Consider the following 22,439-nt stretch of genomic DNA (forward strand, 5'->3'; position numbering starts at 1 on the left):
AATGATCAGCCACGGGCGGCGTTCCGTTGTGCATATTGCTGGCCCAGATAGGCATCGACGACGGCGGGATCCTTGATGATGTCGCGCGGCGCGCCGTCGGCAATCAGCCGTCCGTTATGCAGCACCGCGATGCGGGTGCAGACATTGAGCACGACCTTCATCAGATGTTCGATCATCACGATGGTGATGCCGTCGGCGGCGAGCTGATGGATCAGCTTGGTGGCGCGTTCGACCTCGGCGCTGTTGAGGCCGGCATTGACCTCGTCGAGGAACAGCAGCTTCGGCTTCATCGCCAGCGCCTTGGCTAGCTCCAGCCGCTTGCGCATCGCCAGTGTCAACGTTGCTGCGGACTGGTCGGCCTGCGCGTCGAGGCCAACGAATGCGAGATGCGCGCGAGCGGCCTCGCGCGCCGACTTCAGGCTCTCGCCCGGTTGCGAGAACAACGCGGCCGCAGCGACATTGTCGAGCGCCGAAAATTCCGCAAAGGGCTGCACGATCTGGAAGGTGCGCGACAGGCCGAGCCGCGCCGATTGATAGGTCTTGATCCGCGTGATGTCACGGCCATCGAAGGTGACCACGCCGGAACTCGCCGGCGTGACACCGCAGATGGTGTTGACCAGCGTGGTCTTGCCGGCGCCATTCGGGCCGATCAGGCCAACCACCTCGCCCTTGTTAACGGACAGCGAGACATCGCTCAGCGCCTTCAGCCCGCTGAAGTTTCGCGAGACGCTGCTGAGATGCAGGATTTCTTGACGGATCTCAGACATGCTTTGCCTTTCGTCCGCTGAGCCCGCGCCAGATCTTGCCGGCATGCAGCGAGACCAACCCATGCGGCAGGAACAGCAGCAGCAGGATGATGAGCACGCCCAGCACGCCCGAATGGATCTGGATGTAATTGCGCCAGACCACTTCCTCGAGGCCGAGATAGACGAAGGCGCCGCAGACCACGCCGAGCGGCGAGCCGAGCCCGCCCATCAGCGCCATCACGATCGGCTTCACCGAATACAAGATGTCGAACACGTCGGACGGATCGATGTAATGCACCCAGGCCGCATAGAGCCCGCCGGCGGCACCGACGAAACAGGCGGACAGGCCGAAAGCCACGGCCTTGTAGAGCGTGGAATTGAGACCGACCATGTTCGAGGCCGTCTCGTTCTGCCGGATGCAGTTGAGACCGAAGCCGAGCTTCGACATCGAGACTGCGATGACGACGAGCGCGGTGATCAGCAGCAGTCCCCACATGGCGTAAAAGAAGAACGTCGCGTCGGACAGCACGCTCGACCCGGAGACCAGCGGAATGTTCAGGCCCATGCCGCCGCCGGTGAGGTCGGTGGCGTTGTTGACGAGTTCGCGGAACACTTCGACCAGCGACAGGCTGGCGATGGCGAAGTAATGGCCGCGGAGGCGCAGCAGCACCGCACCGAGAGCCGCAGCAAGCAACAGGCACAATACCAGCGACCCCAGCAGCGACAGGGGCAGCGGCACGCCCTTATTCATGAGAATGCCGGTCGTGTAGGCGCCGAGCCCGAAGAAGGCGGCCGTCGCAAAAGACGGGTAACCGGCGAAGCCGCCGACGATGTTCCATGACAACGCGAAGATCGCATACATGCAGGCCATGGTGCCGAGACGTAGCGCATAGGCATCGCCAAACAGGGGCAGTGCCGCCACGCAGCCAATGAGGACGAGAAGCGCGATATTGGTCCGGGTCATTCAAAACCCTTTCGGCCGAGCAAGCCCTGCGGCCTGACCACAAGGAAGATGATGAGCAGGACGAAGGACAGCGTCACCGCATGGGCCGGGCCGAGATAGACCGAGCCCACGCCTTCGACCAAAGCCAGCAAGATGCCGCCCGCCAATGCGCCGGACACGCTGCCGAGTCCGCCGAGCACGCAGACCACGAAGGCCTTGCCCAGATAGGCCGATGAGGTCAGCGGTGAGATCGGGAAGATCAGCGCCATCAGCACGCCGGCGCATCCGGCGAGCGCAGCGCCGAGACCGAAAGCGATGGCGTAGATCGATTTGACGTCGACGCCCATCAGTACGGCGGCATCGCGGTCGAGCCGGACGGCGACAATGGCGCGGCCGACTTTCGAGCGACGCAGCAGCAGATAGAGCAGAAAGGTCAGCGCCAGCGCCGAGCCGGTCGCGATCAGGCGATCGACAGGGACGACGACGTCGAAGATCGAGATCGATCCCGTGGGCGGATTGAGGGTCAGCTTCCGGTAGTCGGCCTTGAAGTAATAGATCATCGCATTGTTCAGGATCAGATCGAGCCCGAAGGTCAGCGTCAGCGTCACCAGCACCGGCGCGGTGATGACGCGGTTGAGCAGCAGCCGTTGCAACAGATAGCCGAACACGAAGAAGGCCGGCGCGGCGATCAGCAGCGCATACCACGGCGACAGCCCGAGCGAATTATACGCGCCCCAGGCCAGATAGGCGCCAAGCACGATGAACGAGCCGTGGATCAGGTTGATGACGTTGAGCACGCCCCAGACCAGCGAGAAACCGATCGCGATACAGGCATAGAGACACCCAAGCACGAGTGCATTGATCAGGACCTGGATGGCCAGCATATCGATCCCCCGCCGATCCCAGCCGTGCTCAGTTCACGCCGAGCTTGAAGTCGCCCTGCTTGATGGCGTCGGGGAACAGCACCACCGGCTTGCCGGCCTGGATCTGGAAGACCGGAGGTTCGAGCGAGTTGATCTGGCCGTTGGCGCCGAACTTCACCGGCCCCCAGAAGGTCACGACGTCCATCTTGGCGAGTTCGTCACGCACCTTGTCGCGATCGAGCGAACCGGCCTTTTCGATGGCCATCTGGAACAGTGCGCCACAGACGGCAGCCGACGCGTGAGCGTAGTCGGGCTCAAGCTTGTACTTGTCCTTGAACAGCTTCACGAAGTTGGCCGTGGTGCCGAAAATGTCCTTGCCGTTGTACTGTTCGGCCGGATGCCACCACGAGGCGCTGGAGATGTTCTCGGCGCTCGCCCCGGCGGATTCGATGAATTCCTGATAGGCCGGACCGGCGATCATGGTCACGACATTGGCCTTCATCTGCTGATCGACCATTTGCTTGCGGATCAGCAGCAGATCGTTGGTGTAGCCGGTGACGAACACCCATTGCGGATTCAGCGACTTGATCTGCGACAGGGTTGCCGAGTGGTCGAGCGTGTTGATGGCGTATTTCTCGAAATAGACGACTTCGAGACCGTTGGCCTTGGCGGACTTTTCCATTTCCTGTGCGATGGCCAGCGGAAACAGATCGTTACGCGCCAGAATGGCGACCTTCTTGACGTCGGCAGCCTTGGCCTTGATGAGCTGCGTCAGCGGCGTGGTCAGCGTGTCGTTCGGCGTAAAGGTACCGAACAGATACTTGTAGTTCTGGTCATAGACCTGGGATGACGACGCCGTCGCGGCCAGCATCGGCACCTTGTATTTCTCGGCGATCGTGCTGGCGGCCTTGGCGGCGCCCGAGCCAAACGGGCCGAACATGAAGTTCACCTTGTCCTGGGTGATCATCTGTTCGGTGGTCTGCACCGAGCGCGGCGTGTTCGACTGATAGTCCGAATAGACGATCTCGACCTTGTACTTCTTGCCGCCGACGTCGATGCCGCCGGCCTTGTTGGCCTGCTCGGCCCAGAGGTCGTAGCCCTGCTGTTGCTTCACAGCTTCCGGCGCCAGCGGCCCGGTGATCGGCAGCGGCGCGCCGAAGCGGATGACATCCTGCGCCGAAGCCGCCGAGGAGGTCGCTCCCAAACCGGCCGCAGCCAGCAGGAGGGATGCGGAAAAAGCCGAGACAGCAAGCCGGGGATGAAACATCCAAATTCTCCATCGATGACGGGACCGTGACCTGATCAAAACTCTGTCAAATTTAGATTTCGAATAAAAGCATTGAATTTCGATGTGAGAGGTCTGAAAATCAGAACGCTAGTCAGGTCCTGCCATCGCGCTGGGCAGCCAGCCGCGAGGGACTGACGATGATCGAATCCACCGCCATTCGCTATTTTCGCGTGGTTACCGAGTCCGGATCGATCAAACAGGCCGCCGCAGCGCTCCGCATCGCCCCCTCCGCCATCAGCCGGCAGGTGCAGGGGCTGGAGGAGGAGCTTGCGGTCAAACTGTTCGAGCGCGGCGCGCGCGGCATGAACCTGACCGATGCCGGCCACGTGCTCTATCGCTATGCAGTCGAGAACCGCAGCCAGCTCGACGGACTGCGCAGCCAGGTCGAGGAATTCGCATCGCTGCGCCGCGGCCAGGTGAAGATCGCCACCGTCGAAGGCATGCTGTCGAGCTTCCTGCCCAACTCCTTCGTCGACCTGTCGCAGCAATATCCGGGGATCGCGCTATCTGTCACCGCCGTGGGCGCTCGCGATGTAGTCGAGATGGTCAGCCAGAACGAGGTCGATCTCGGTCTGATCTTCGGTCGTGCGCCGCGCCGCGATCTGATCGAACTCGGACGCATGCGACAACCGGTCTGCCTGATCGTCGCGCCCACGCATCCGCTCGCCGGCCAAAACTCATACGCGATGAAGGATCTCGCAGGGTTGCGCGTGATCCTTCCGGATCCATCGTTCGGCATTCGTCAGGAACTCGACAAGTCCTGCGCACAGGCCAATGTGCGGCTGGAAATGTGCAGCGAGACCAACTCGCTGGCCTTCACCCAGACCGTGGCTGCCCGCACCGACCTTGCGACGTTCCTGCCGATGGTCTCGGCGACGGCGGCGATCAATGCCGGCACACTTGTCGCGATCCCGCCGCGCGACCGCAGGCTTGAGTCAACACAGGTGACGCTGGTGCAGTCGGCCGCGCGCATGGCATCGCCATCAACGCGACTGGTCGCCGAGATGCTGGTGGCGCAGATGAAGGACAGTGAAGAAGGGTAGACGCTTTAAGCAGCGAGCTTTCCAGCCAGCGCGCGGAAACGCTCAAGCTGATCCTGCTTCAGCGCTCGGGTCTCGTCGCGGCCCACGAAGACCTTGAACATCACGCCGCCATCGACATTGAGGAATGCGACGAAAGCCGACGACTTGCCCATGAAGGGCCGCTCGACGAAAGCCACGCCGCCGCAGCGCTCATGACGCAGATGGCCATGCAGGCCCTTGGGCTGCGTCAGATTGTAGTAGCCGTGGCCGATGGCGCCCGGCGACAGCGGTGCGGTCGTTTCGAAGATGCCGTCCTCGGTATGCACGATCAGCGTCACCTCGCCCCATTCGGCGATATCCGTCATCGCGGTGACGAACGCATCAGCGCCCCCGCCGATGGTCACCATTTCCGAAGGCAGCGCTTCAAGCACCGCACGCGGCGTGATGTTGCGCTCGCGCGCAACGGTCTCGATCACGGCACCGGGATTCTCCGCCATATAGGTCTTCAGCGCGGCGAGATCCGTGTTCAGCATGAGATGGCTCCGTGATCGATCATTGGTGTGAGACGCAGTGCCTGCGATCAGGCCGCAGCGCTCTTACGGCGCTCGGACTGGATCACCTCGAAACCCTCGAACTTGGGGTGACCGAGATAGAGGCTGGCGCCTTCCGACTTGTTGTCCGCGCGGGCATGCGCCTTGCGGAACTGCTCGGACTTGGTCCAGCCCTCGAAGTCCGCCTTGCTGGCCCAGACCGTATGCGACGAATACAGCGTGTGATCCTCGGCCACCGGCCCCTTCAGCAGGCTGAACTCGATGAAGCCCGGCAATTCCGAGAGATAGGATTCGCGGGTCGCCCAGATGTTTTCGAAAGCGGCTTCGGATCCGGTTTTGACCTGAAAGCGGTTCATGGCGATGAACATGGATGTCTTTCCTTTCGTGACGTCGAGAACCTATCATAACCGAAATCGCGCCCGGACATGAGCGCGATTCCTTGGAGGCTGGTGGATGCAGATGGCGATTATGCGCCGCCGAAATGCACCTTGATGCCACCCTTGTAAACGATGCCCGGACCAGGGGCGGTCCACAACGCGTCGTTCTGCGTTGTGCCATCGCTGGTCGACCCGGGAATAGCATAGGGGCGGTAATACTGGTTCAGGATATTGTCGACCCCGAAATTCAAGGTGATGTCCTGCGTCGGTTGATAGGCGACGTAGAGATTGACGAGATCGTAGGAGGTCGATGGCACGTATCCGGCCGGAAGGTCGGTATTGGCCGCGACCGAAGCCCACTGAGCCGAGATTGTCAGCTTGCGATCGAGCAGGCGGACGCCACCGGTGGTCGTGACCTTGCGCGGCTGGATTGTCGCCAGACCAACATTGGTCTGGGTGTTCTTGCCGCTTTGAACCGTCGCGCCGACGCCCAGGAACCAAAGGCCCGCGTCATAGGCCGTCTCGGCCTCGAAGCCTTCGATCTTCGCATTGGCAATGTTTTGGTACTGATAGAAGTTGCTGTTGAGGATGGTGCCAGGACGCCCCATGAATACATAGTTGACGAGAACTGGCGTAGAGGCGACGAGGTCGATGTAGTCATCAACGTCGTTGCGGAAGAAGTTAAACTTGGCGCGGAAGCTGTCGCCAGACGTAAAGACGTCGTTGTATTTCAGATTGATGCCGACTTCCTTGTTCTTGCCGACTTCTGCCCGGAGATTCGGGTTCGGCAAGAAGCAGAACAGGCCAGCGGTACCATCAGCACAGGTGACGAAAGTCGGTCCGCCGCCGGAAGCGTGGCCACCTGCAATGAGCGTTTCACTAATGGATGGTGCACGATAACCCTCCGCATAGCTCACATAGGGCGTAAAGCCCGCTACCGGCGTCACGCCGAGTGTGATCTTGGGCGACAGGCGGTCACCGCTGGATGAAACATTGTTAACACCCACGGCTGTCCCGCTTGAATTGAGCTCATAGTGGTCATAACGCAGCGCGCCTATGACTTCGAGCCAACTCGAATAGTTGGTCTTTAGCTGGACGAAGCCGCCGGAGACTGTGCGCTCGCCGCTCGGCGTGGTGATGTTGGAGTTTCCGCGCGAGTCGAATGTTTTCACCTTGTCGTTGAAGACGTCGAAGCCATAGGTCACAGCATTGCGCCACTCACCGATATTGAAGCGAGACGTGTTGTTGACGTCGACGCCGAACGTATCCAGCAAGTAGCCGCGCTGATCGCCAACGCAACCAGAAATGTTGTTACCGGCACTACCAGCACCGCAGAGCGCGGTGCCGGCCGTCGAATAGTGGTAGGTCTTGGTCTGGTCGTTGTCGACGCGATTGCCGTAAAGCGAGACATTGAAATCGAACAGCATGTCCTCCGGACGCGCGTATTTCCACGTCACCGTACCGGTATAGTTCTTTGCATTGGAGGCGTAGACGGACGAGCCCTGATTCAGAGCGATCAAGGCCGGCGTTGTAGTTGGACCACGATTCAACTGACCAATCGTGTAGCTGTAGTCCTGGAACAGGCCGCCGAACTTCACCTCATGGCCGTCGGCCGGGCGAACCGTAACTTTCATCAGGCCCGCAGCGATGTCGTTGCCTGTATTGCCGATCTCGGTACCGGCGCCATCCTTGTAGTTACCCTGGGTGCGATAGACCGCACCGCCGAATACATCGACCGTCGGATCGACACGCACGCCGCCGAACACGGAGCCGAGACCGCGATTGTTGTTGGAGCCGTAGGAGCCGCTCATATCCACGCCCCAGCGCTCGCCGGGTCGCAGGACGTCATTGATATCCTTGGTACGGAACGAGGCGACACCGCCGATGGCACCAGAGCCGTAAATATTGGCAGTCGGGCCGCGGGTGATATCGATGCCGCCGATCAGCTCGGGATCGAGAAAGAACGAGCCATTCGCATTGTGACCGGAGCGCTGATAGTTCTGGCGAGCGCCGTCAACGACAACGGCGACACGGCCGAAATCCTGCAAGCCCCGGATGTTGATCGCCGTGGACGGATCATCGCCACGATCCTGCATCCAGACACCGGGGACATTGTAGAAAAGCTGGCTCAGCCGGCTCGGCTGCTGCAACTGGATCTGCTCCTGCGTCACGACGCTGACGGGCGCCAGCGCATCGATGGCGCGCTCCTGGGTCTTCGAAGCCGTCACCGTGATTTCATCGAGTGACTGGCCGCTGCGGCTGGCCTGCGCATTGGCGTTAGCTACCTGCGCCGGCACGGCCGCCGGCTTGGCGGCTGCACGCTTCTTCTTGGCGGGTTTCGGCTTTTGCGGCTGCACGTCGCCTGCCTGCGCGGCGGCCTGTGCCAAGGCGGTCTCGGAGACCAGCGCCCCCAACGATACGATCGACACACCCAACAACAAGGCGCGCGTAGTCATGCCCCCAAGAGCCATAGCCTAATCCCCAAACACAAATTTCAACGGATCATGGCTGGCTGGCGCTGCACGAGGCAGTGAGCTTGCTGGCTCTCGAATGCGACTCGGGGACCCCTGCCACCAAGTTGCCATTTTCGATTACGGTTCATTAACGGGGGGGTCAAGCAATCCCCGCCCTGTTTATACTGATTATAGACTGCAGTGCTTGGCGATGAGGTGCGACAAAACCTATAACGATGACAGAGACTTTTACGGATGGGATAGATCGGCGCTATGGATACGGGTTCTCACGACGGCAGCGCTGCCGCTCACGCCAAATCCTCAGCCGGACGCAATGTGGTCATAAATGGCGACCGGATGGACAGCAAGGAGCTGTTCGCGGATCAGCGCGAGTTGCTGATTACGCATGGCGACGAGACCTATCGCCTGCGCCTGACGTTCCAGAACAAGCTAATCCTCACCAAATGACCGCCGGCCTCCCCGTTCGACGTCATCGCATCGCGCATGCGCTGCAATGTGTAGTGCTTGCCAGCACGCTGGCACTGTCAGCCGCGGCCGCGGCGGAAGACGCCGTTGTGCGCGACGCACGCGGCCGTGACGTCACCATCGGCCACCCGACCCGCATCGTCTCAATCGGCGGCGCGGTGACCGAAATCCTTTATGCCCTCGGCGCTGACGACCGTATCGTCGCCGTCGATACGACCAGCCTGTATCCACCGAAGGCCATGGCCGACAAACCCAATGTCGGTTACATGCGCCAGCTCTCTGCGGAAGGCGTGCTGGGGCTGAATCCGCAACTGGTGCTCGCCATCGCGGGCTCCGGCCCGAAAGAAACCATCGACGTCATCGACGCCGCCAAGATTCCGCTCATCATGGTGCCGGATACTTTCACTGAAGCCGGCATGGTGGAGAAGATTCGGCTGGTCGCCAAGGTCGCGGGCCTCGAGGCACGCGGCGAATGCCTCGCCAATGCCGTGGCCGGCGATCTTGCCGCGCTGCGTGAATTGCGCGCCAAGGTGAAGACCCCGCCACGGGTGATGTTCGTAATGTCCTTCCTCGATGGCCGCACCATGGTCGCTGGCCAGAAGACGGCAGCCAATGAAATCATCAAGCTGGCCGGCGGTGTGAATGTCGCGGACAGTTTCGACGGCTACAAGATCATGAGCGATGAAGCCATCGCCGCAGCCAAGCCGGATACCGTGCTCTCGATGGAGCGCGGCAAGGATACGCTGCAGGCCGACACCGTGTTTGCCAGCCCGGCATTCGCACTGACGCCGGCCGCGAAGACCAGGAGCCTGGTCGCCATGGATGGCCTCTATCTGCTCGGCTTCGGTCCGCGCACGGCCGCCGCCGCACGCGACCTCGCCGTCAAGCTCGACCCGGCGCTGTCGTCCGAGGCTGCAACGTTCAAGCCCGTCTCGCTCGCCGTCAACTGCCGCCAATAAGATGAGCGCTGCCGACGCCAAGCTGACTGCGTTTGTCAGAACGACCGGTCGGGTGCGTCGCCCTGCCACCGTTATCGTGCTGTGCGGCCTGCTCGCGGCACTGCTGCTGACGGTGCTGCTTGCCGCCACCGTGGGTGCCGCCGGCATCCCACTGTCCCGCCTGCCCGGAGCACTTGGCCTTGCGGCCGCCGATCCCGGCAATCCATTTGCCGCGCGCGATCAACTGATCCTGTGGTCGATCCGGATTCCGCGCATTGCCATCGCCGCCATGATCGGCGGCATGCTGGGTGCCGCCGGCGCGATCATGCAGGGCCTGTTTCGCAATCCGCTCGCCGATCCGGCGCTGGTCGGCGTCTCCAGCGGCGGGGCATTTGCTGCAGCGGGCGCCATCGTCATCAGCGACAGCCGCTTTGCGCATTACGTTGCTTTTCTGCAGCCCTTTCTGTTGCCATTAGCCGCTTTCATCGGCTCGCTGCTCACCACCATTATTCTTTATCGAATTTCCAGCCGCAGCGGGCGCACCTCCATCGCGCTGTTCCTGCTCGCCGGCATCGCCATTGCTGCGATCGCCAATGCGGGCATCGGCCTTTTGGTGTTCATCGCCGACGACCGACAATTGCGCGACATCACATTCTGGCTGCTCGGCTCGCTCAGCGGCGCCACCTGGAGCAAGGCGGCAACGATTGCGCCTATGCTGGCGCTGGGCCTGATCGGCATGCTGTTCACCAGCCGCGGCCTCGACGTGCTGATCCTCGGCGAGTCCGAGGCCTTCCATTCCGGCGTCGATGTGGAGCGCCTCAAGCGCATCTGCATCGTGCTGATCTCCATTATGACCGGCGCAGCGGTTTCGGTGTGCGGCGTGATCGGCTTTGTCGGCATCGTCGTGCCGCATCTGCTGCGGCTGATGATCGGACCGGGTCATCGGCTGTTGCTGCCGGCCTCAGTCGGTCTCGGCGCCAGCCTGCTGGTCGGCGCCGATACGCTGGCCCGCACCATCGTGGCGCCGGCCGAGATGCCGATCGGCATCCTGACTGCCGCCGTGGGCGCGCCGATATTCCTGCTGATTCTGCTGCGTCAGCGCGGGCTGGTGGGGCTGTGACGCCGATGGCCGACACACCCGTCCTCACAGCATCCGGCATCTCGCTGACCATCGGCCAGGCCACGCTGCTCAATCACGTCGATCTCGCCATTACCAGCGGCGAGATGGTCGCCATTGTCGGTCCCAACGGCGCCGGCAAGTCGACGCTGCTGCGCCTGCTGTCGGCCGATCTGCGTGCGTCGCGCGGCGCCATCACGCTGAAAGGCCGCGACCTCCACGCCTGGTCGCCCGCCGAACTAGCGATGCGGCGCGCGATGCTGTCGCAACATGTCAGTGTGAGCTTTCCATTCACGGTCGAGGAAGTCGTGCAGATGGGTCGGGGCAACCTGCCGCTGGCTTCTGCGCAATCGCTCGTCAATGCCGCCATCGATGAAGTGGGCCTTGGCGACTTCCGTCATCGCGAATTGCCGACGCTCTCCGGCGGCGAGCAACAGCGCGCGCATTTCGCGCGCATCCTCGTACAGCTCGCCTGCGGTGAAGCTGTGCATGGTCCTGGCATCCTGTTGCTCGACGAGCCGACATCATCGCTCGATCTGCGTCACCAGATCGAACTCGTCGAAATTTCGCGGCAGCGTGCACGCAACGGCACAGCCGTGATCGCAGTGCTGCACGATCTCAATCTCGCGGTTCGGTTTGCGGATCGCATCATCGTAATGCGCAACGGCGCCGTTGCAGCGGAAGGAACGCCTGCGGAAACGATCACCAGCGATGTGATCCGCCGCGTGTTCGATATCGACGTCGTCGTTGCACGAACGGACGATGGCGCGCCCTATCTGCTGCCGCAGATGATGCAGCAGATTGCGACTTCAACTTCCGTAGCGGGTTAGCTGCAGTTCTGCCGAGCGCATCAGCCTGCGCAGGCATGCATATGCATGAGTAACATTGTTGCTCACGGGAACTCACTTTTATCTGAACCCCTGGTGAACTCACGCATTGCCCTCCTGTCGCAACCAAACCACGGAGGCTCCCCCATGGGTTATGCACACAGGTCGACAGCGCTGGTGGTCGAGAACGACGAAGCACAACGCACACTGGTCAGCCTGCTGCTTGAAGAGAGCGAGATGAACGTCATCGAATGCGAAAGCGCGGAGGCGGCCGTGCTGGTGCTGGAGGAATCCGGCGACAATGTTGCGATGGTCTTCACCGACGTGGAACTCGCGGGCATGATGGACGGCATCGAGCTCGCTTATCTCGCCAAGCAACGATTCCCGGATATGCATGTGATCGTGACGTCGGGTGCGCCTCGCGTGCGTCGGCTGCCCGACGGCACGCTGTTCATGGCCAAGCCATGGAGCCCGATCGATCTGCTCCGCGCAGCACAACAATCGTTTCACTGATACAGGTCAAATCGGTCCGCGCGGACCGGCGGATGCCGCCCGCGTGGGACCGTCTTGCATTGCTGCAGCGCAACGCCGATAATTCGGCGATCACACCTGCAGCAGCAAGGGTTTCATGCCGTTCGACCTCCTCATTCGCAACGCCACGCTTCCCGACGGCCGCACGGGCCAGGATATCGCCATTGAAGGGGGCCGTATCGTCGCGGTGCAGCCCAATCTGGCGGGAGAGGCCGGACGGGTGATCGATGCCGCCGGGCATCTGGTCTCGCCGCCATTCGTCGACATCCACTTTCACATGGATGCGACGCTATCGCTCGGCCTGCCGAGGCTGAATGTGTCGGGTACCCTGCTCGAGGGCATCGCGCTGTGGGGCGAATTGAAGCCGCTGCTAACCTATGAGGCCCTGGTCGAACGGGCTCTGCGCTATTGCGATCTCGCGGTGGCACAGGGCCTGCTCGCGGTGCGCACCCATGTGGATATCTGCGACGACCGGCTGCTGGCTGTCGATGCGCTGCTCGACGTCAAGAAGCAGGTCGCGCCCTATCTCGATCTCGAACTGGTGGCGTTTCCGCAGGACGGCTATTTCCGCTCGCCCACGGCTGCGCAAAATCTTGCGCGCGCGCTCGACAAGGGGGTCAGCATCGTCGGCGGCATTCCACATTTCGAGCGCACCATGGCCGATGGCGCCGCATCGGTGAAGGCATTGTGCGAGATCGCCGCCGCGCGCGGACTGCGCGTCGACATGCATTGCGACGAAAGCGACGACCCGCTCTCGCGCCATATCGAGACCCTCGCCTATGAGACCCAGCGTCTGGGATTGCAGGGCCGCGTTGCCGGCTCGCATCTGACCTCGATGCATTCGATGGACAACTACTATGTCTCGAAGCTGCTGCCGCTGATCGCCGAAGCCGGCGTCGCCGCGATCGCGAATCCGCTGATCAATATCGTGCTGCAGGGCCGCCACGACAGCTACCCCAAGCGCCGCGGCCAGACCCGCGTGCCGGAGATGCGGCCCTACGGCATTAACGTGGCCTTCGGCCAGGATTGCTGCATGGATCCATGGTATTCGCTGGGCTCGGCGGACATGCTGGAGGTCACGCATATGGGCCTGCATGTCGGGCAGATGACCAGCCGCGATGCGATGCGCTTTTGCTTCGACACCGTCACGACAAATCCCGCTGCCATCATGGGCCTCGAAGGTTACGGCCTCGATGTCGGCTGCAACGGCGACCTCGTACTGCTACAGGCCCGCGACCCTATCGAGGCAATCCGGCTGAAGGCGACACGGCTCGCGGTCGTGCGCCGCGGCAAGGTGATCGCCGAAACGCCAGCACGGATCGGCCGACTCGCGCTCGATGGCCGCCCGGCATCGGTCGATCCCGCCGCTTACGCGCCGCCGAGCTGATATATTCGACATCCTTTCCTCACATCGTCCGGTAGCATGACATCATCTTCCCCCAAATCCCTGCGCGTTGCCGTCATCGGCGGCGGCGTGGCCGGTGCGTTTGCCGCGCTCATTCTGGCGAAGCTGCCGCAGATCGGGACGATCACCGTACTGGATCGCGACGGCGCCTTCGGGCGCGGGCTCGCCTATTCCGCGAAAGCCAAGTGGCACCGCATCAACGTCCCAGCATCAAAGATGGGCGGACTCGGCGCCGAAGATAACGGCTTCGTCGAATGGTTGACGGAGACGGGCCAGGCCAACTGGCCGGACTATTCAACCTCTTTCGTGCCCCGCCGGGTCTATGGCGACTACATCTCGACGAAGTTCAACGAATTGACGGGCAGCGGCCGCGTGACTCCGCGGCAGGATGTGGCGCTAAGCGTCACGCGGCAAGACCATGGCTATCGCGTTGCGACAGCATCGGGTGCGAGTATCGACGCCGATCTGGTGTTCCTCTGTCTTGGCAACCAGCCGCCGTCGCCATTTCCTGGCATCGAGGCATCGCCGCGCTCGATCACCAATGTCTGGGCGCCGGGCGCGCTCGATCCGATCGGCAAGGACGATCGCGTGCTGGTCATCGGCACCGGCGCCACCGCGGTCGATATGGTGATCGATCTCGTCCATCGCGGCATGCGCGCGCCCATCACGATGGTCTCGCGGCGCGGATTGCTGCCGCTGATCGACGTCCCGGCGCAGACCGATCCCGATCCGATGAACTCATTCCCGGTGCCCACCGCACGTGGGCTTCTGGCGGCATTGCTCAGGGACACCCGCCGCAAGGTTGCCGCGGGCATTCCATGGCAGACGATGGTCGATACGTTTCGATTGTCCATCGGTGAACTCTACAGGAACGCCTCCGAAACCGAACGTGCCCGCTTCGCGCGGCATCTGCGCGCGATCTGGATGGTGCATCGGCATCGGCTGGCGCCCGACGTCGCCGAACTGCTGGAGCAGTTGCAGCGAGACAAGCAACTCGATGTGATCGCGGGTCGCATCACCAGTGCAGTTGCGAGACTGTCGGGACATGACGTGACCATCCGCAAGCGCGGACACGGCGAGACGATCAACCTCGCCACCAACTGGATCCTGAACTGTACCGGCCCGGAAGAGCACTATGATCGCCTGGGCGATCCGCTCATCAAGTCGCTGCTCGCAACCGGGCAAGCGCGGACCGGCTTCAACGGCCTTGGCCTCGATGTCGCCCCAACCTGCGAACTCCGCGACAACGCCGGTCATGTTCAGCCCGGCTTCTATGCCATCGGCCCGGCGACGCGCGGCGCGTTCTGGGAAGTGACTGCGGCGTCCAACATTCGGCGGCAGTTGCTGGCCGTGAGCGAGCAGTTAAAGACGCTCTAGCCCTTCCGCCACGGCACGATGGCGCGCTCCAGCGCGTCGAAGCCAGCGTTCATCACGAAGCCAATGATCGCGATGACGAACAGGCCGACATACATGGTCTGGACGTCGAACAGCTCCCACGCATTCCAGATCATGTAACCGAGCCCCTGCTTGGCGCCGACCATCTCGGCGATGGCGATCAGCACCAGCCCCATGCCCGCGCCGAGCTTGATGCCAGTCATGATCAGCGGCAATGCGCCGGGCAGCGCCACGGTGCGAAACATGTTGAAGCGGCTGGCGCCGAAATTGCGGCCAACATCGAGGAAGATCGGCGCGATCTGGCGCACGCCCGCGGCGGTATTGATCACCACCGGATAGAACACGCCGATCGCGACCATGGCGATCTTCGAGCTTTCACCGAGACCGAAAATCAGCAGGATCAGCGGCAACAAGGAGCTCTTCGGAATTGGATAGGTCGCCGAGATCAGCGGATCGAAGGCGGCCCGCACGGGGCGATAGAGCCCGATGGCAAGCCCGATCACGATGGCCGGCACGCAGCCGACGATAAAACCGGCAGCGAGGCGATAGAGGCTGGCTCCCACATGACGCCACAGCGCGCCGGAGGAAGCGAGTTCGAACAGATGCCCAATGATGTTAGAGGGTGCCGGAAAGAACCTGACATCCACGATGCCGGTGCGGGCGCAGATTTCCCATAGGCCGAGCAGCACCAGCGGCGACAGGATGCTGATAGCGCGCTCGCTCCACAGCGAGCGAGGCTGGCCCGCGCTCATGCCTTGCTCCCCGGCTCGCGGCTGCGCGCGCGATCGACCTCTTCACGCAGCTGCGCCCAGATGTCATAGACCAGTTCGCCGTAAGCCGGGGTATGCCGGAGCTCGACGACATTGCGCGGCCGCGGCAGATCCACTGGCACGATGGTCTTGATGCGGCCGGGGCCAGCCGTCATGACCATGATGCGATCGCCCAGCGTCACGGCTTCATCGACACTGTGGGTGATGAAGACCACGGTCTTGCGGGTCTCTTCCCAGATCCGCAACAGCTCTTCGTGCAGCAATGTCTTGTTCTGCTCGTCGAGCGCCGAGAACGGCTCATCCATCAAGAGAATGTCGGGATCGTTGGCAAAGGCACGCGCGATGGAGACGCGCTGGCGCATGCCGCCGGACAGTTGATGCGGATAGAGCGTCCGCGCGCCATACATGCCGGTCTTGTTCAGATAGTGCCCGACCACGTCATCGATCCGCGCCTGCGGAACATTGCGCATCGTCAGGCCATAGGCGGCGTTGTCCCATACGGTCATCCAGGGAAACAACGAGTCCCCCTGGAACACCATGGAATTCTGCGGATGGCCGGGTTGCGAATTGGCGATGTCAATCCGGCCCTCCGATGGAGCATCCAGCCCGGCAAGCATGCGCAGCAAGGTCGTCTTGCCGCAGCCGCTCGGGCCGACCACCACGAAGAAGGTGCTGGTCGGGATATCGAGTGTGATCCGGTCCAGCGCCAACTGCTGATCATGCCGCTTGGTGACGTCGCGCAGGCTGATCTTCGGCGCGGGCGCTTGTCCGCCATCCGGGAGTTCTGCTGTGGTCGTCTGCACTGCCATCGCCACGCTTCTCTTTATCGCCTCACTTCGGCCGCGCAAACGGACCGAGCACCGGCTTCAGTGCATCGACATAGGACATGTCGACAACCTTGGCTGCCTCGATATCGCTGGTGACCAGCCCGCGCGACTTGAAATAAGCGAGATCGGTTTCGACGCTGGGAAGGTTGATCTGGCCGTCGGGATCGATGAACACCGGCACGATCTGATGCAGCAGCGCCGTGTCCTTGATGCCCGTCATCTCGGCAATGTCCTTGATCATGTCCTCGGCGCCGGGACCCGCGATCTTGCCGTCCTTCAGCGTCGCAGCATAAGCGCGCACGCCGCGCAAATAGGCCTTGAGAAATGCCGTCACTGTTTTGCGGTCCTCGGCGAACTTGCCATTGATCAGCAGCATGGCCGTCTGCTGCACCGGATAGAAATCGTCGAGGCCGACGAAGCGCACGGCGGCATTGTTGCGCACCATCGCCGTCACGCCCGGCTCCGCTGAAATCGCCGCGTCGATCGCCTTGTTGGCGAAGGCGGTGAGATGCTGCGGGAACGGAAGGAAGACCTTTTCGATGTCCTCGTCCTTGAGCCCGGCCCTTTTCAGCGCCTGATTGATGACGGATTCATCGGCCGCACCATTGGCGATGATCGCGACCTTCTTGCCCTTGAGATCCGCAAGCGACTTGAACGCGCCTGACTCGATCAGATCCTTGCGCACCATCAGCGCCTTGTAGCTATAGCCCGCGATATTGGTACCCTTGTCCGCCACCATCTTCAGCTTGAGACCGCGATTGACGGCATTATAGAGCCCGGCGGACGCCGCACCTGCCGAAGCGTCGAGATCGCCCGCGCCGAGCGGGGCCACCATCTTGGCGCCGGAGTCGAACGGGATCAGTTCAACCTTGACACCCTCTTCCTTGAAGTAGCCGCGCTTCTCGGCGAGGAACAGACCGATATCCGATGACAGATTGGTCGTCCCGACCTTGACCGTCTTCATCTCCTGGGCGTTCGCAAGACCCAGCATCGACATCGCAACACCGGCGGCAACAAGCAGACGTTTCAGCATGATCGGTCCTCTTTATCTCGCATGAAGATGATACGGCAGAACGCGCCGCAGCTCAGGGCAAACGTGGAAACAGACGCCTCGGATTGGTTTCAGTAATCAGTTCGATATCGGTAGCGGAAAAGCCCGCAGCCTTGACGCTGGCGAGGGGATCGCGATCCGCCGGCGGGAAGGACTCGTCAGTACCGAGCGCAACGCGTTCGATGCCCACGGTATCGGCCAGGAAACGCAACGCTTTCGGCGCATGAACGATGCTGTCATAGCCGATACGCGACGCGTAGACCGACGGGTCGCATTGCGCGACATCGCCCTGCCCCGCGCGATCCATCCGCGCATGCATCACATCGAAGCGACCCAGCAGATACGGGAACGTACCGCCGCCGTGGCTGAGAACGATCGAGAGCGCCGGGAAGCGATCGAGCACACCCGAGAAGATGATCGAGCCGATGCCGAGCGTGGTATCGAACGTATATTGGGCGATCTGCGTCAGCGCGAATTTTGCGGCGCGTGGCGCAGCATCCACCAGCACGGGATGCAGGATGACTGGCAGCCCCAGGGCTTCCGCCCTGGCCCAGAACGGATCGAGCGGCTTCTCGCCGATATTGACACCTTCAACATTGGCCGGGACCATGACCGCCACGGCGCCGAGATCCACGACGCGGTCGAGTTCGGCCGCAGCGTCGGCAGCATCGACCAGCGGCACCGATGCGACAAAGGAAAAGCGGTCGTTGTTCGTGTGGCACCACTCACCGAGCGTATCGTTGAGCATCCGATGCCAATGCGCGCAGGCATCTTTCGCCAGACCGTAGCCATAGATGTCCGGCCAGGTGGCGATGAGCTGCCGGTCGAGACCCTGGCGGTCGAGGCTGGCACGGCGTTGTTCGACCGGCTCGACCAGTTGCGGGAAGAACGGCCGAACCCTGAAACCATAGTCGAAGCCGAGCGCCGGCGGCTTTCCGTTCCCCGACGGCAGCAGCCTGACGCCGCAATATGCGCCGCGGCCATCGATGGCGGACAGCAGCTGCGGCGGCACATAATGAGCATGGATATCGATCGGCACAATCAGTCCCTATGCGGCATTGGTCGTGCGCTCGCGCGCATCCTTGATGAGGCGCCACAGACGCGGCGGCGTCAGCGGCAAGTGATGAATCTCGACATTGAGCGGCGCCAGCGCTGCCGCCACAGCATTGGCCGTCGCTGCGGCCACAGCAACGATACCGCCCTCGCCCGCACCCTTGGCACCCAGCGGATTGCTCGGCGACGGCCGCAGCTCCAGCGTTACCGCGCGCAGCACCGGAAAGTCGCTCGCGGTCGGCACCAGATAATCGGCCAGAGAGGCGTTCAAGAGCTGTCCCTGATCGTCATAGATCAGATGATCGAGGAAAACGCCACCCAGTCCCTGCACGATGGCGCCGATCGCCTGTCCGTGCACGATGGCCGGATTGATGGCGCGACCGACATCTTCGACTGCGATGTAATCGAGGACTTTCACCGCACCCGTGCGTGGATCGACGGTGACATGCGCCGCATGGGTGCCGTAGCTATAGGTGCGCACATCGTTGGAGAAAGTGCCGTCTGCCTGCAATTCGCGCCCGGCTGCGAGTGCCGCAAACGACACTGACGCGCCGTTATCGGCGATGGCGTTCGCATTAATGATCTTCAACTCACTGTTCGGCCTGCCCAGGTGATTGGACGCCTGCTGCAGGATCTTCTCGCGGAGCCGGGTGGCGGCGTCGAGCACGGCCGAACCACCCATCACCACCGCACGCGAATGATAGGTGCCGAAGCCCTCATCCAGCAGCGTGGTCGAACCATGAAGCACGCGGATGCGATCGAACGGGATCGACAGCGTATCCGATGCGATCTGGCCGAGCACCGTCTCCAATCCCTGCCCCAGCACGGATGAGCCGACGGCCACCGTCAGCGAGCCGTCCTTTTCAAGGGTAAGCGCCGCGTTTTCCTTCGGGCCGGCACCGCCGCTTTCGACGAAACAGCCGAGCCCGATGCCATGACGTACGCCATCGATCAGTTTTCCCTGCAAATGACGTTTCTCGTGCCAGCCGATCTCCTTCAAGGCGCGCTCGAACACCTCGACATAGTCGCCGGTGTCGTAGGATGTCGGCCCTTCATAGGGTACGAGCCCATCGATCGGATAAGGCAATTCCTGTTCGGTGATCAGGTTCTTGCGCCGGAATTCGGCGATGTCGATGCCGAGATCGATCGCGGCCATGTCGATCAGCCGCTCGCGAAAGAAATTCGCCTCGAAGCGGCCCGGCCCGCGATAGGTGCCGACCGGCGTCTTGCTGGTCATGAAGGCTTCGACCGACACGCTGACATGGGGGATGCGATAAGGACCAGGCAGAAACTGCGCCGCCTTGGCCGGCACCACGCCGCCATTGGTGCGGATATAGGCCCCCATATCGGCGAATACGCGACCACGCAGACCCAGCATCATTCCGTCGCTGCGGCAGGCGAGCGACAATTCGCATGCGATATCGCGTGAGTGATTGATCGCCATCAGATGCTCGCGGCGATCCTCGATCCATTTGACCGGGCGTGCCAGTTTGCGGGCAACGAAGGGGATCAGGAAATCCTCGGGATAGATTTCGCCGCGTACACCGAACCCGCCGCCGACATCGATCTCGATCAGATCGATGTCATCCTCGCGAAGGCCCAGCATCTGCGCCAGCGCGCGGCGGTTATAGAACGTGACTTTTGTCGCGCCTGTGACCAGGAGCCGACCGGCCGATGAATTCCATTCTGCGAGGAGGCCCCGCGTCTCCATGGGCAGCGCCGTGTGGCGCTGCACGCTGAAGCGCTCGGTGCGCACATAGTCCGCCGACGCAAAGGCCGCATCGGCATCGCCAAACCCGGCATCGTAGCGCAGCGCAACGTTATCTTCGGCGAAGTCGAACAGCGGAGTTTCACTTGCGCCGCGCTCGGTGACTGCGGATAGCACTTCAAATTCGATGCCAATCGTCTCCAGCGCATCCTCGGCCAGTGCGCGGCTGTCGGCGACGACGATAGCGATTGGCTCGCCGACATAGCGCACCTTGTCGCTTGCGATGACCGGCTGACGAAACGGTTCGAACTCAGGCAGCGGCGCGAGGCGAAGCGGGATGACTGGAATATCGCCATCAACGTCGCGGGCCGTGAGCACGGCGTGAATGCCCGGCATGGCCAGCGCAGCCGATGCATCGATGGCGACAATCCGTGCATGGGCGATGGGGCTGCGCAGGATCGCCGCATGCAGCATGCCTTCGACGGCAAGATCATCAGCAAAATAGCCGGATCCCGATAGGAAGCGCGCATCCTCCATGCGCTCGACCGCGCTGCCGACCAGGAGTTTGGCCACATCGCTCATTGCGCCGCCTCGCATTGCACGTCGCCATAGGCAATACGGGCTTCCATGATCGCCGCGATGATTGGCAGATAACCGGTGCAGCGACATAGGTTTCCGGAAATCACCTCGCGGATGCGGTCCTCGTCCGCATGCGGCTCTTCGGTCAGCAATGCATGGGCCGTCGTGAGGATGCCGGCGGTGCAGAACCCGCATTGCAAAGCGTGATGCTTGCGGAACGCAAGCTGCAACGCACTGAGATGCGCGGCGCTGCCAAGACCCTCGACGGTGGTTATCTCGCGCCCTTCTGCCTGCGCCGCCAGCATCAGGCAGCCGCGGACGGCGGCACCATCGACGATGACCGTGCAAGCACCGCAGACACCGTGCTCGCAGCCCAGATGCGTGCCGGTCAGGCGGAGCTCGTTGCGCAGCGCATCCGCCAGCGTGGTGCGAGGTTCGACCGTGACGGTCGCCGCGGCACCGTTGACGGTGAAATGGACGGGACGGGCCGACGTCATGCGGCCTCCGGCAGAGTGATATTGGCTGCGCGCGCCAGCGCCCGCTCCAGCAACACGCCGAGAAGATCACGCCGATAAGCGGCTTCCGCGTGGATATCATCGGCGGGATCGACCGCATCCCGCGCGACAGCCGCGGCCTGCAAAATCACGTCGGCATTGATCCGACGACCATCGAGGATCGCCTCGACACCGGGCAGACGCATCGGACGATCGGCAACGCCGATCACCCCGATATGGGCATTATACGCTAGGCCCTGCGCGTCGATGTCGTAGAATGCGGCAACACCCGCCAGCGCAAAATCTCCGCGGCGGCGGGCGAATTCCTCGAAGGCCCAGCGCCGCGCCTTCTTCCAGAGCGGCAGACGTATGCTGGTCAAGATTTCGTCGGCCTCCAGAACCGTGCTGAGGCCGCCGGTGATGAACTCGTCTGCGCTCACGATGCGGGTCCCGTTCGACCCGATGATTGTCAGCGTCGCGTCGCAGGTCACCGCGATACCCGGCATTTCGGCGGCCGGATCGGCATGAGCCATGCTCCCGCCGACGGTGCCGCGATTACGGACCTGGTAATGCGCGACATGGGCGATAGCCGCCGCGAACAATGGATGCGCCTGAGCCAGGCGCACATCGCGCTCGATGTCGCGCCAGGTCACCAGGGCGCCAATGTCGATGCCCTCAGCGGAAATACTGATACTTTTGAGATCTGGCAGCCGTCCGATATCGACCAGCACGCTTGGCGCCGCCAGCCGGAAAGCAAGCATCGGCATCAGGCTCTGCCCACCCGCGATCACCTTGGCATTGCCGCCATGAACCGCGAGCGCGGCAATCGCCTCGGTCAGCGTAGCAGGGCAAATATAGTCCAGCGGCGGAAGCTTCATGGGCTGATTTGCTACTTCTCAATTGCTGAGAACACTATCTTATCTTATAAGAAGGTACGCGCACGGCAATGTTTGTTGGTGCGCAAATGATATCCACATGCTGCCGTTTCCATTGGCAAGCATTACCGAATGGAGGT

At 62.3% G+C, this 22,439-nt stretch carries 22 protein-coding genes; 8 read left to right on the forward strand and 14 right to left on the reverse strand.

The annotated features are described in order from the left end of the window. Window positions 1–5: 5 nt before the first annotated feature. From AB8A50_RS13305 to AB8A50_RS13320, 4 genes are read right to left on the reverse strand one after another with little or no spacing between them, the layout of a single operon-like run. Entirely contained in the window at window positions 6–767 is a 762-nt protein-coding gene (locus AB8A50_RS13305) for an ABC transporter ATP-binding protein (protein ID WP_175368381.1), read from the reverse strand. Then, window positions 760–1,710, reverse strand: coding sequence for a branched-chain amino acid ABC transporter permease (locus tag AB8A50_RS13310; RefSeq protein ID WP_439077938.1), 951 nt, complete (start codon window positions 1,708–1,710; stop codon window positions 760–762). Before AB8A50_RS13310 ends, AB8A50_RS13305 begins: the two co-directional genes overlap by 8 nt. Next, window positions 1,707–2,573: a branched-chain amino acid ABC transporter permease gene (locus AB8A50_RS13315; RefSeq protein ID WP_439077939.1), complete on the reverse strand. Its 867-nt coding sequence runs from the start codon at window positions 2,571–2,573 to the stop codon at window positions 1,707–1,709. Before AB8A50_RS13315 ends, AB8A50_RS13310 begins: the two co-directional genes overlap by 4 nt. A gap of 28 nt (window positions 2,574–2,601) precedes the next feature. Next, the gene (locus AB8A50_RS13320; protein ID WP_439077940.1) at window positions 2,602–3,819 is read right to left on the reverse strand and encodes an amino acid ABC transporter substrate-binding protein; all 1,218 of its coding nucleotides are present in this window, start codon (window positions 3,817–3,819) and stop codon (window positions 2,602–2,604) included. A gap of 158 nt (window positions 3,820–3,977) precedes the next feature. Here AB8A50_RS13320 and AB8A50_RS13325 point away from each other — a divergent pair, with 158 nt between their 5' ends. Continuing rightward, a complete protein-coding gene (locus tag AB8A50_RS13325) occupies window positions 3,978–4,883 on the forward strand; it encodes a LysR family transcriptional regulator (RefSeq protein WP_439077941.1) in 906 nt (301 codons plus the stop codon). Between the two features lie 5 nt (window positions 4,884–4,888). On the opposite strand, the gene hutX is transcribed toward AB8A50_RS13325, so the two are convergent. The 3 genes from hutX to AB8A50_RS13340 form a co-directional block, all read right to left on the reverse strand. Further along, the gene (hutX, locus tag AB8A50_RS13330; protein ID WP_439077942.1) at window positions 4,889–5,395 is read right to left on the reverse strand and encodes a heme utilization cystosolic carrier protein HutX; all 507 of its coding nucleotides are present in this window, start codon (window positions 5,393–5,395) and stop codon (window positions 4,889–4,891) included. 47 nt (window positions 5,396–5,442) lie between these two features. After that, window positions 5,443–5,781 (reverse strand): antibiotic biosynthesis monooxygenase family protein, encoded by a 339-nt coding sequence (locus tag AB8A50_RS13335; protein WP_068735293.1) that lies wholly within the window; start codon window positions 5,779–5,781, stop codon window positions 5,443–5,445. 98 nt (window positions 5,782–5,879) lie between these two features. Beyond that, window positions 5,880–8,261, reverse strand: a complete 2,382-nt coding sequence (locus AB8A50_RS13340) for a TonB-dependent hemoglobin/transferrin/lactoferrin family receptor (protein WP_439077943.1) — start codon at window positions 8,259–8,261, stop codon at window positions 5,880–5,882. A 255-nt stretch (window positions 8,262–8,516) separates the two neighbouring features. On the opposite strand from AB8A50_RS13340, the gene hemP reads away from it, so the two are divergent. The 7 genes from hemP (at window position 8,517) to AB8A50_RS13375 (ending at window position 14,924) form a co-directional block, all read left to right on the forward strand. Continuing rightward, on the forward strand, window positions 8,517–8,711 hold the full coding sequence (hemP, locus tag AB8A50_RS13345) for a hemin uptake protein HemP (protein ID WP_068735289.1): 195 nt from the start codon (window positions 8,517–8,519) through the stop codon (window positions 8,709–8,711). After that, on the forward strand, window positions 8,708–9,688 hold the full coding sequence (locus AB8A50_RS13350; protein WP_439077944.1) for a heme/hemin ABC transporter substrate-binding protein: 981 nt from the start codon (window positions 8,708–8,710) through the stop codon (window positions 9,686–9,688). The genes hemP and AB8A50_RS13350 overlap by 4 nt, the downstream gene beginning before the upstream one ends. Before the next feature lies 1 nt (window position 9,689). Beyond that, the gene (locus AB8A50_RS13355) at window positions 9,690–10,787 is read left to right on the forward strand and encodes a FecCD family ABC transporter permease (protein WP_439077945.1); all 1,098 of its coding nucleotides are present in this window, start codon (window positions 9,690–9,692) and stop codon (window positions 10,785–10,787) included. A gap of 5 nt (window positions 10,788–10,792) precedes the next feature. Then, window positions 10,793–11,614, forward strand: a complete 822-nt coding sequence (locus AB8A50_RS13360) for a heme ABC transporter ATP-binding protein (RefSeq protein WP_439077946.1) — start codon at window positions 10,793–10,795, stop codon at window positions 11,612–11,614. A 144-nt stretch (window positions 11,615–11,758) separates the two neighbouring features. Continuing rightward, on the forward strand, window positions 11,759–12,124 hold the full coding sequence (locus AB8A50_RS13365; RefSeq protein ID WP_068735283.1) for a response regulator: 366 nt from the start codon (window positions 11,759–11,761) through the stop codon (window positions 12,122–12,124). Window positions 12,125–12,239: 115 nt separating this feature from the next. Further along, window positions 12,240–13,529 (forward strand): amidohydrolase family protein, encoded by a 1,290-nt coding sequence (locus AB8A50_RS13370; protein WP_439077947.1) that lies wholly within the window; start codon window positions 12,240–12,242, stop codon window positions 13,527–13,529. A 36-nt stretch (window positions 13,530–13,565) separates the two neighbouring features. Beyond that, window positions 13,566–14,924 carry an FAD/NAD(P)-binding protein gene (locus AB8A50_RS13375; RefSeq protein ID WP_439077948.1) on the forward strand — a complete coding sequence of 453 codons (1,359 nt, stop codon included), beginning with the start codon at window positions 13,566–13,568 and terminating at the stop codon, window positions 14,922–14,924. Here the strand turns inward: AB8A50_RS13375 and AB8A50_RS13380 are convergent. From AB8A50_RS13380 to AB8A50_RS13410, 7 genes are read right to left on the reverse strand one after another with little or no spacing between them, the layout of a single operon-like run. Beyond that, complete coding sequence (locus tag AB8A50_RS13380) at window positions 14,921–15,694, reverse strand: ABC transporter permease (protein ID WP_439077949.1); 774 nt, start codon at window positions 15,692–15,694, stop codon at window positions 14,921–14,923. The genes AB8A50_RS13375 and AB8A50_RS13380 overlap by 4 nt on opposite strands. After that, on the reverse strand, window positions 15,691–16,521 hold the full coding sequence (locus AB8A50_RS13385; protein ID WP_439077950.1) for an ABC transporter ATP-binding protein: 831 nt from the start codon (window positions 16,519–16,521) through the stop codon (window positions 15,691–15,693). Before AB8A50_RS13385 ends, AB8A50_RS13380 begins: the two co-directional genes overlap by 4 nt. 22 nt (window positions 16,522–16,543) lie before the next feature. Continuing rightward, a complete protein-coding gene (locus AB8A50_RS13390) occupies window positions 16,544–17,572 on the reverse strand; it encodes an ABC transporter substrate-binding protein (protein WP_439077951.1) in 1,029 nt (342 codons plus the stop codon). A 52-nt stretch (window positions 17,573–17,624) separates the two neighbouring features. Beyond that, entirely contained in the window at window positions 17,625–18,629 is a 1,005-nt protein-coding gene (locus tag AB8A50_RS13395) for an amidohydrolase family protein (RefSeq protein WP_439077952.1), read from the reverse strand. Between the two features lie 9 nt (window positions 18,630–18,638). Continuing rightward, complete coding sequence (locus AB8A50_RS13400) at window positions 18,639–20,933, reverse strand: xanthine dehydrogenase family protein molybdopterin-binding subunit (RefSeq protein WP_439077953.1); 2,295 nt, start codon at window positions 20,931–20,933, stop codon at window positions 18,639–18,641. Then, window positions 20,930–21,427 (reverse strand): (2Fe-2S)-binding protein, encoded by a 498-nt coding sequence (locus tag AB8A50_RS13405; protein ID WP_320445142.1) that lies wholly within the window; start codon window positions 21,425–21,427, stop codon window positions 20,930–20,932. Before AB8A50_RS13405 ends, AB8A50_RS13400 begins: the two co-directional genes overlap by 4 nt. After that, window positions 21,424–22,302: an FAD binding domain-containing protein gene (locus AB8A50_RS13410; RefSeq protein WP_439077954.1), complete on the reverse strand. Its 879-nt coding sequence runs from the start codon at window positions 22,300–22,302 to the stop codon at window positions 21,424–21,426. Before AB8A50_RS13410 ends, AB8A50_RS13405 begins: the two co-directional genes overlap by 4 nt. Window positions 22,303–22,439 lie beyond the last annotated feature (137 nt).

It is taken from the genome of Tardiphaga sp. 841_E9_N1_2, from assembly GCF_051811065.1.
Taxonomy (GTDB): Bacteria; Pseudomonadota; Alphaproteobacteria; order Rhizobiales; family Xanthobacteraceae; genus Tardiphaga; species Tardiphaga robiniae.

Bases quoted from the DNA above. Each gene is read 5' to 3' on its own strand.
- AB8A50_RS13305 (WP_175368381.1), bottom strand. From the start codon at position 767: ATGTCTGAGATCCGTCAAGAAATCCTGCATCTCAGCAGCGTCTCGCGA.
- AB8A50_RS13310 (WP_439077938.1), bottom strand. From the start codon at position 1,710: ATGACCCGGACCAATATCGCGCTTCTCGTCCTCATTGGCTGCGTGGCG.
- AB8A50_RS13315 (WP_439077939.1), bottom strand. From the start codon at position 2,573: ATGCTGGCCATCCAGGTCCTGATCAATGCACTCGTGCTTGGGTGTCTC.
- AB8A50_RS13320 (WP_439077940.1), bottom strand. From the start codon at position 3,819: ATGTTTCATCCCCGGCTTGCTGTCTCGGCTTTTTCCGCATCCCTCCTG.
- AB8A50_RS13325 (WP_439077941.1), top strand. From the start codon at position 3,978: ATGATCGAATCCACCGCCATTCGCTATTTTCGCGTGGTTACCGAGTCC.
- hutX (WP_439077942.1), bottom strand. From the start codon at position 5,395: ATGCTGAACACGGATCTCGCCGCGCTGAAGACCTATATGGCGGAGAAT.
- AB8A50_RS13335 (WP_068735293.1), bottom strand. From the start codon at position 5,781: ATGTTCATCGCCATGAACCGCTTTCAGGTCAAAACCGGATCCGAAGCC.
- AB8A50_RS13340 (WP_439077943.1), bottom strand. From the start codon at position 8,261: ATGGCTCTTGGGGGCATGACTACGCGCGCCTTGTTGTTGGGTGTGTCG.
- hemP (WP_068735289.1), top strand. From the start codon at position 8,517: ATGGATACGGGTTCTCACGACGGCAGCGCTGCCGCTCACGCCAAATCC.
- AB8A50_RS13350 (WP_439077944.1), top strand. From the start codon at position 8,708: ATGACCGCCGGCCTCCCCGTTCGACGTCATCGCATCGCGCATGCGCTG.
- AB8A50_RS13355 (WP_439077945.1), top strand. From the start codon at position 9,690: ATGAGCGCTGCCGACGCCAAGCTGACTGCGTTTGTCAGAACGACCGGT.
- AB8A50_RS13360 (WP_439077946.1), top strand. From the start codon at position 10,793: ATGGCCGACACACCCGTCCTCACAGCATCCGGCATCTCGCTGACCATC.
- AB8A50_RS13365 (WP_068735283.1), top strand. From the start codon at position 11,759: ATGGGTTATGCACACAGGTCGACAGCGCTGGTGGTCGAGAACGACGAA.
- AB8A50_RS13370 (WP_439077947.1), top strand. From the start codon at position 12,240: ATGCCGTTCGACCTCCTCATTCGCAACGCCACGCTTCCCGACGGCCGC.
- AB8A50_RS13375 (WP_439077948.1), top strand. From the start codon at position 13,566: ATGACATCATCTTCCCCCAAATCCCTGCGCGTTGCCGTCATCGGCGGC.
- AB8A50_RS13380 (WP_439077949.1), bottom strand. From the start codon at position 15,694: ATGAGCGCGGGCCAGCCTCGCTCGCTGTGGAGCGAGCGCGCTATCAGC.
- AB8A50_RS13385 (WP_439077950.1), bottom strand. From the start codon at position 16,521: ATGGCAGTGCAGACGACCACAGCAGAACTCCCGGATGGCGGACAAGCG.
- AB8A50_RS13390 (WP_439077951.1), bottom strand. From the start codon at position 17,572: ATGCTGAAACGTCTGCTTGTTGCCGCCGGTGTTGCGATGTCGATGCTG.
- AB8A50_RS13400 (WP_439077953.1), bottom strand. From the start codon at position 20,933: ATGAGCGATGTGGCCAAACTCCTGGTCGGCAGCGCGGTCGAGCGCATG.
- AB8A50_RS13405 (WP_320445142.1), bottom strand. From the start codon at position 21,427: ATGACGTCGGCCCGTCCCGTCCATTTCACCGTCAACGGTGCCGCGGCG.
- AB8A50_RS13410 (WP_439077954.1), bottom strand. From the start codon at position 22,302: ATGAAGCTTCCGCCGCTGGACTATATTTGCCCTGCTACGCTGACCGAG.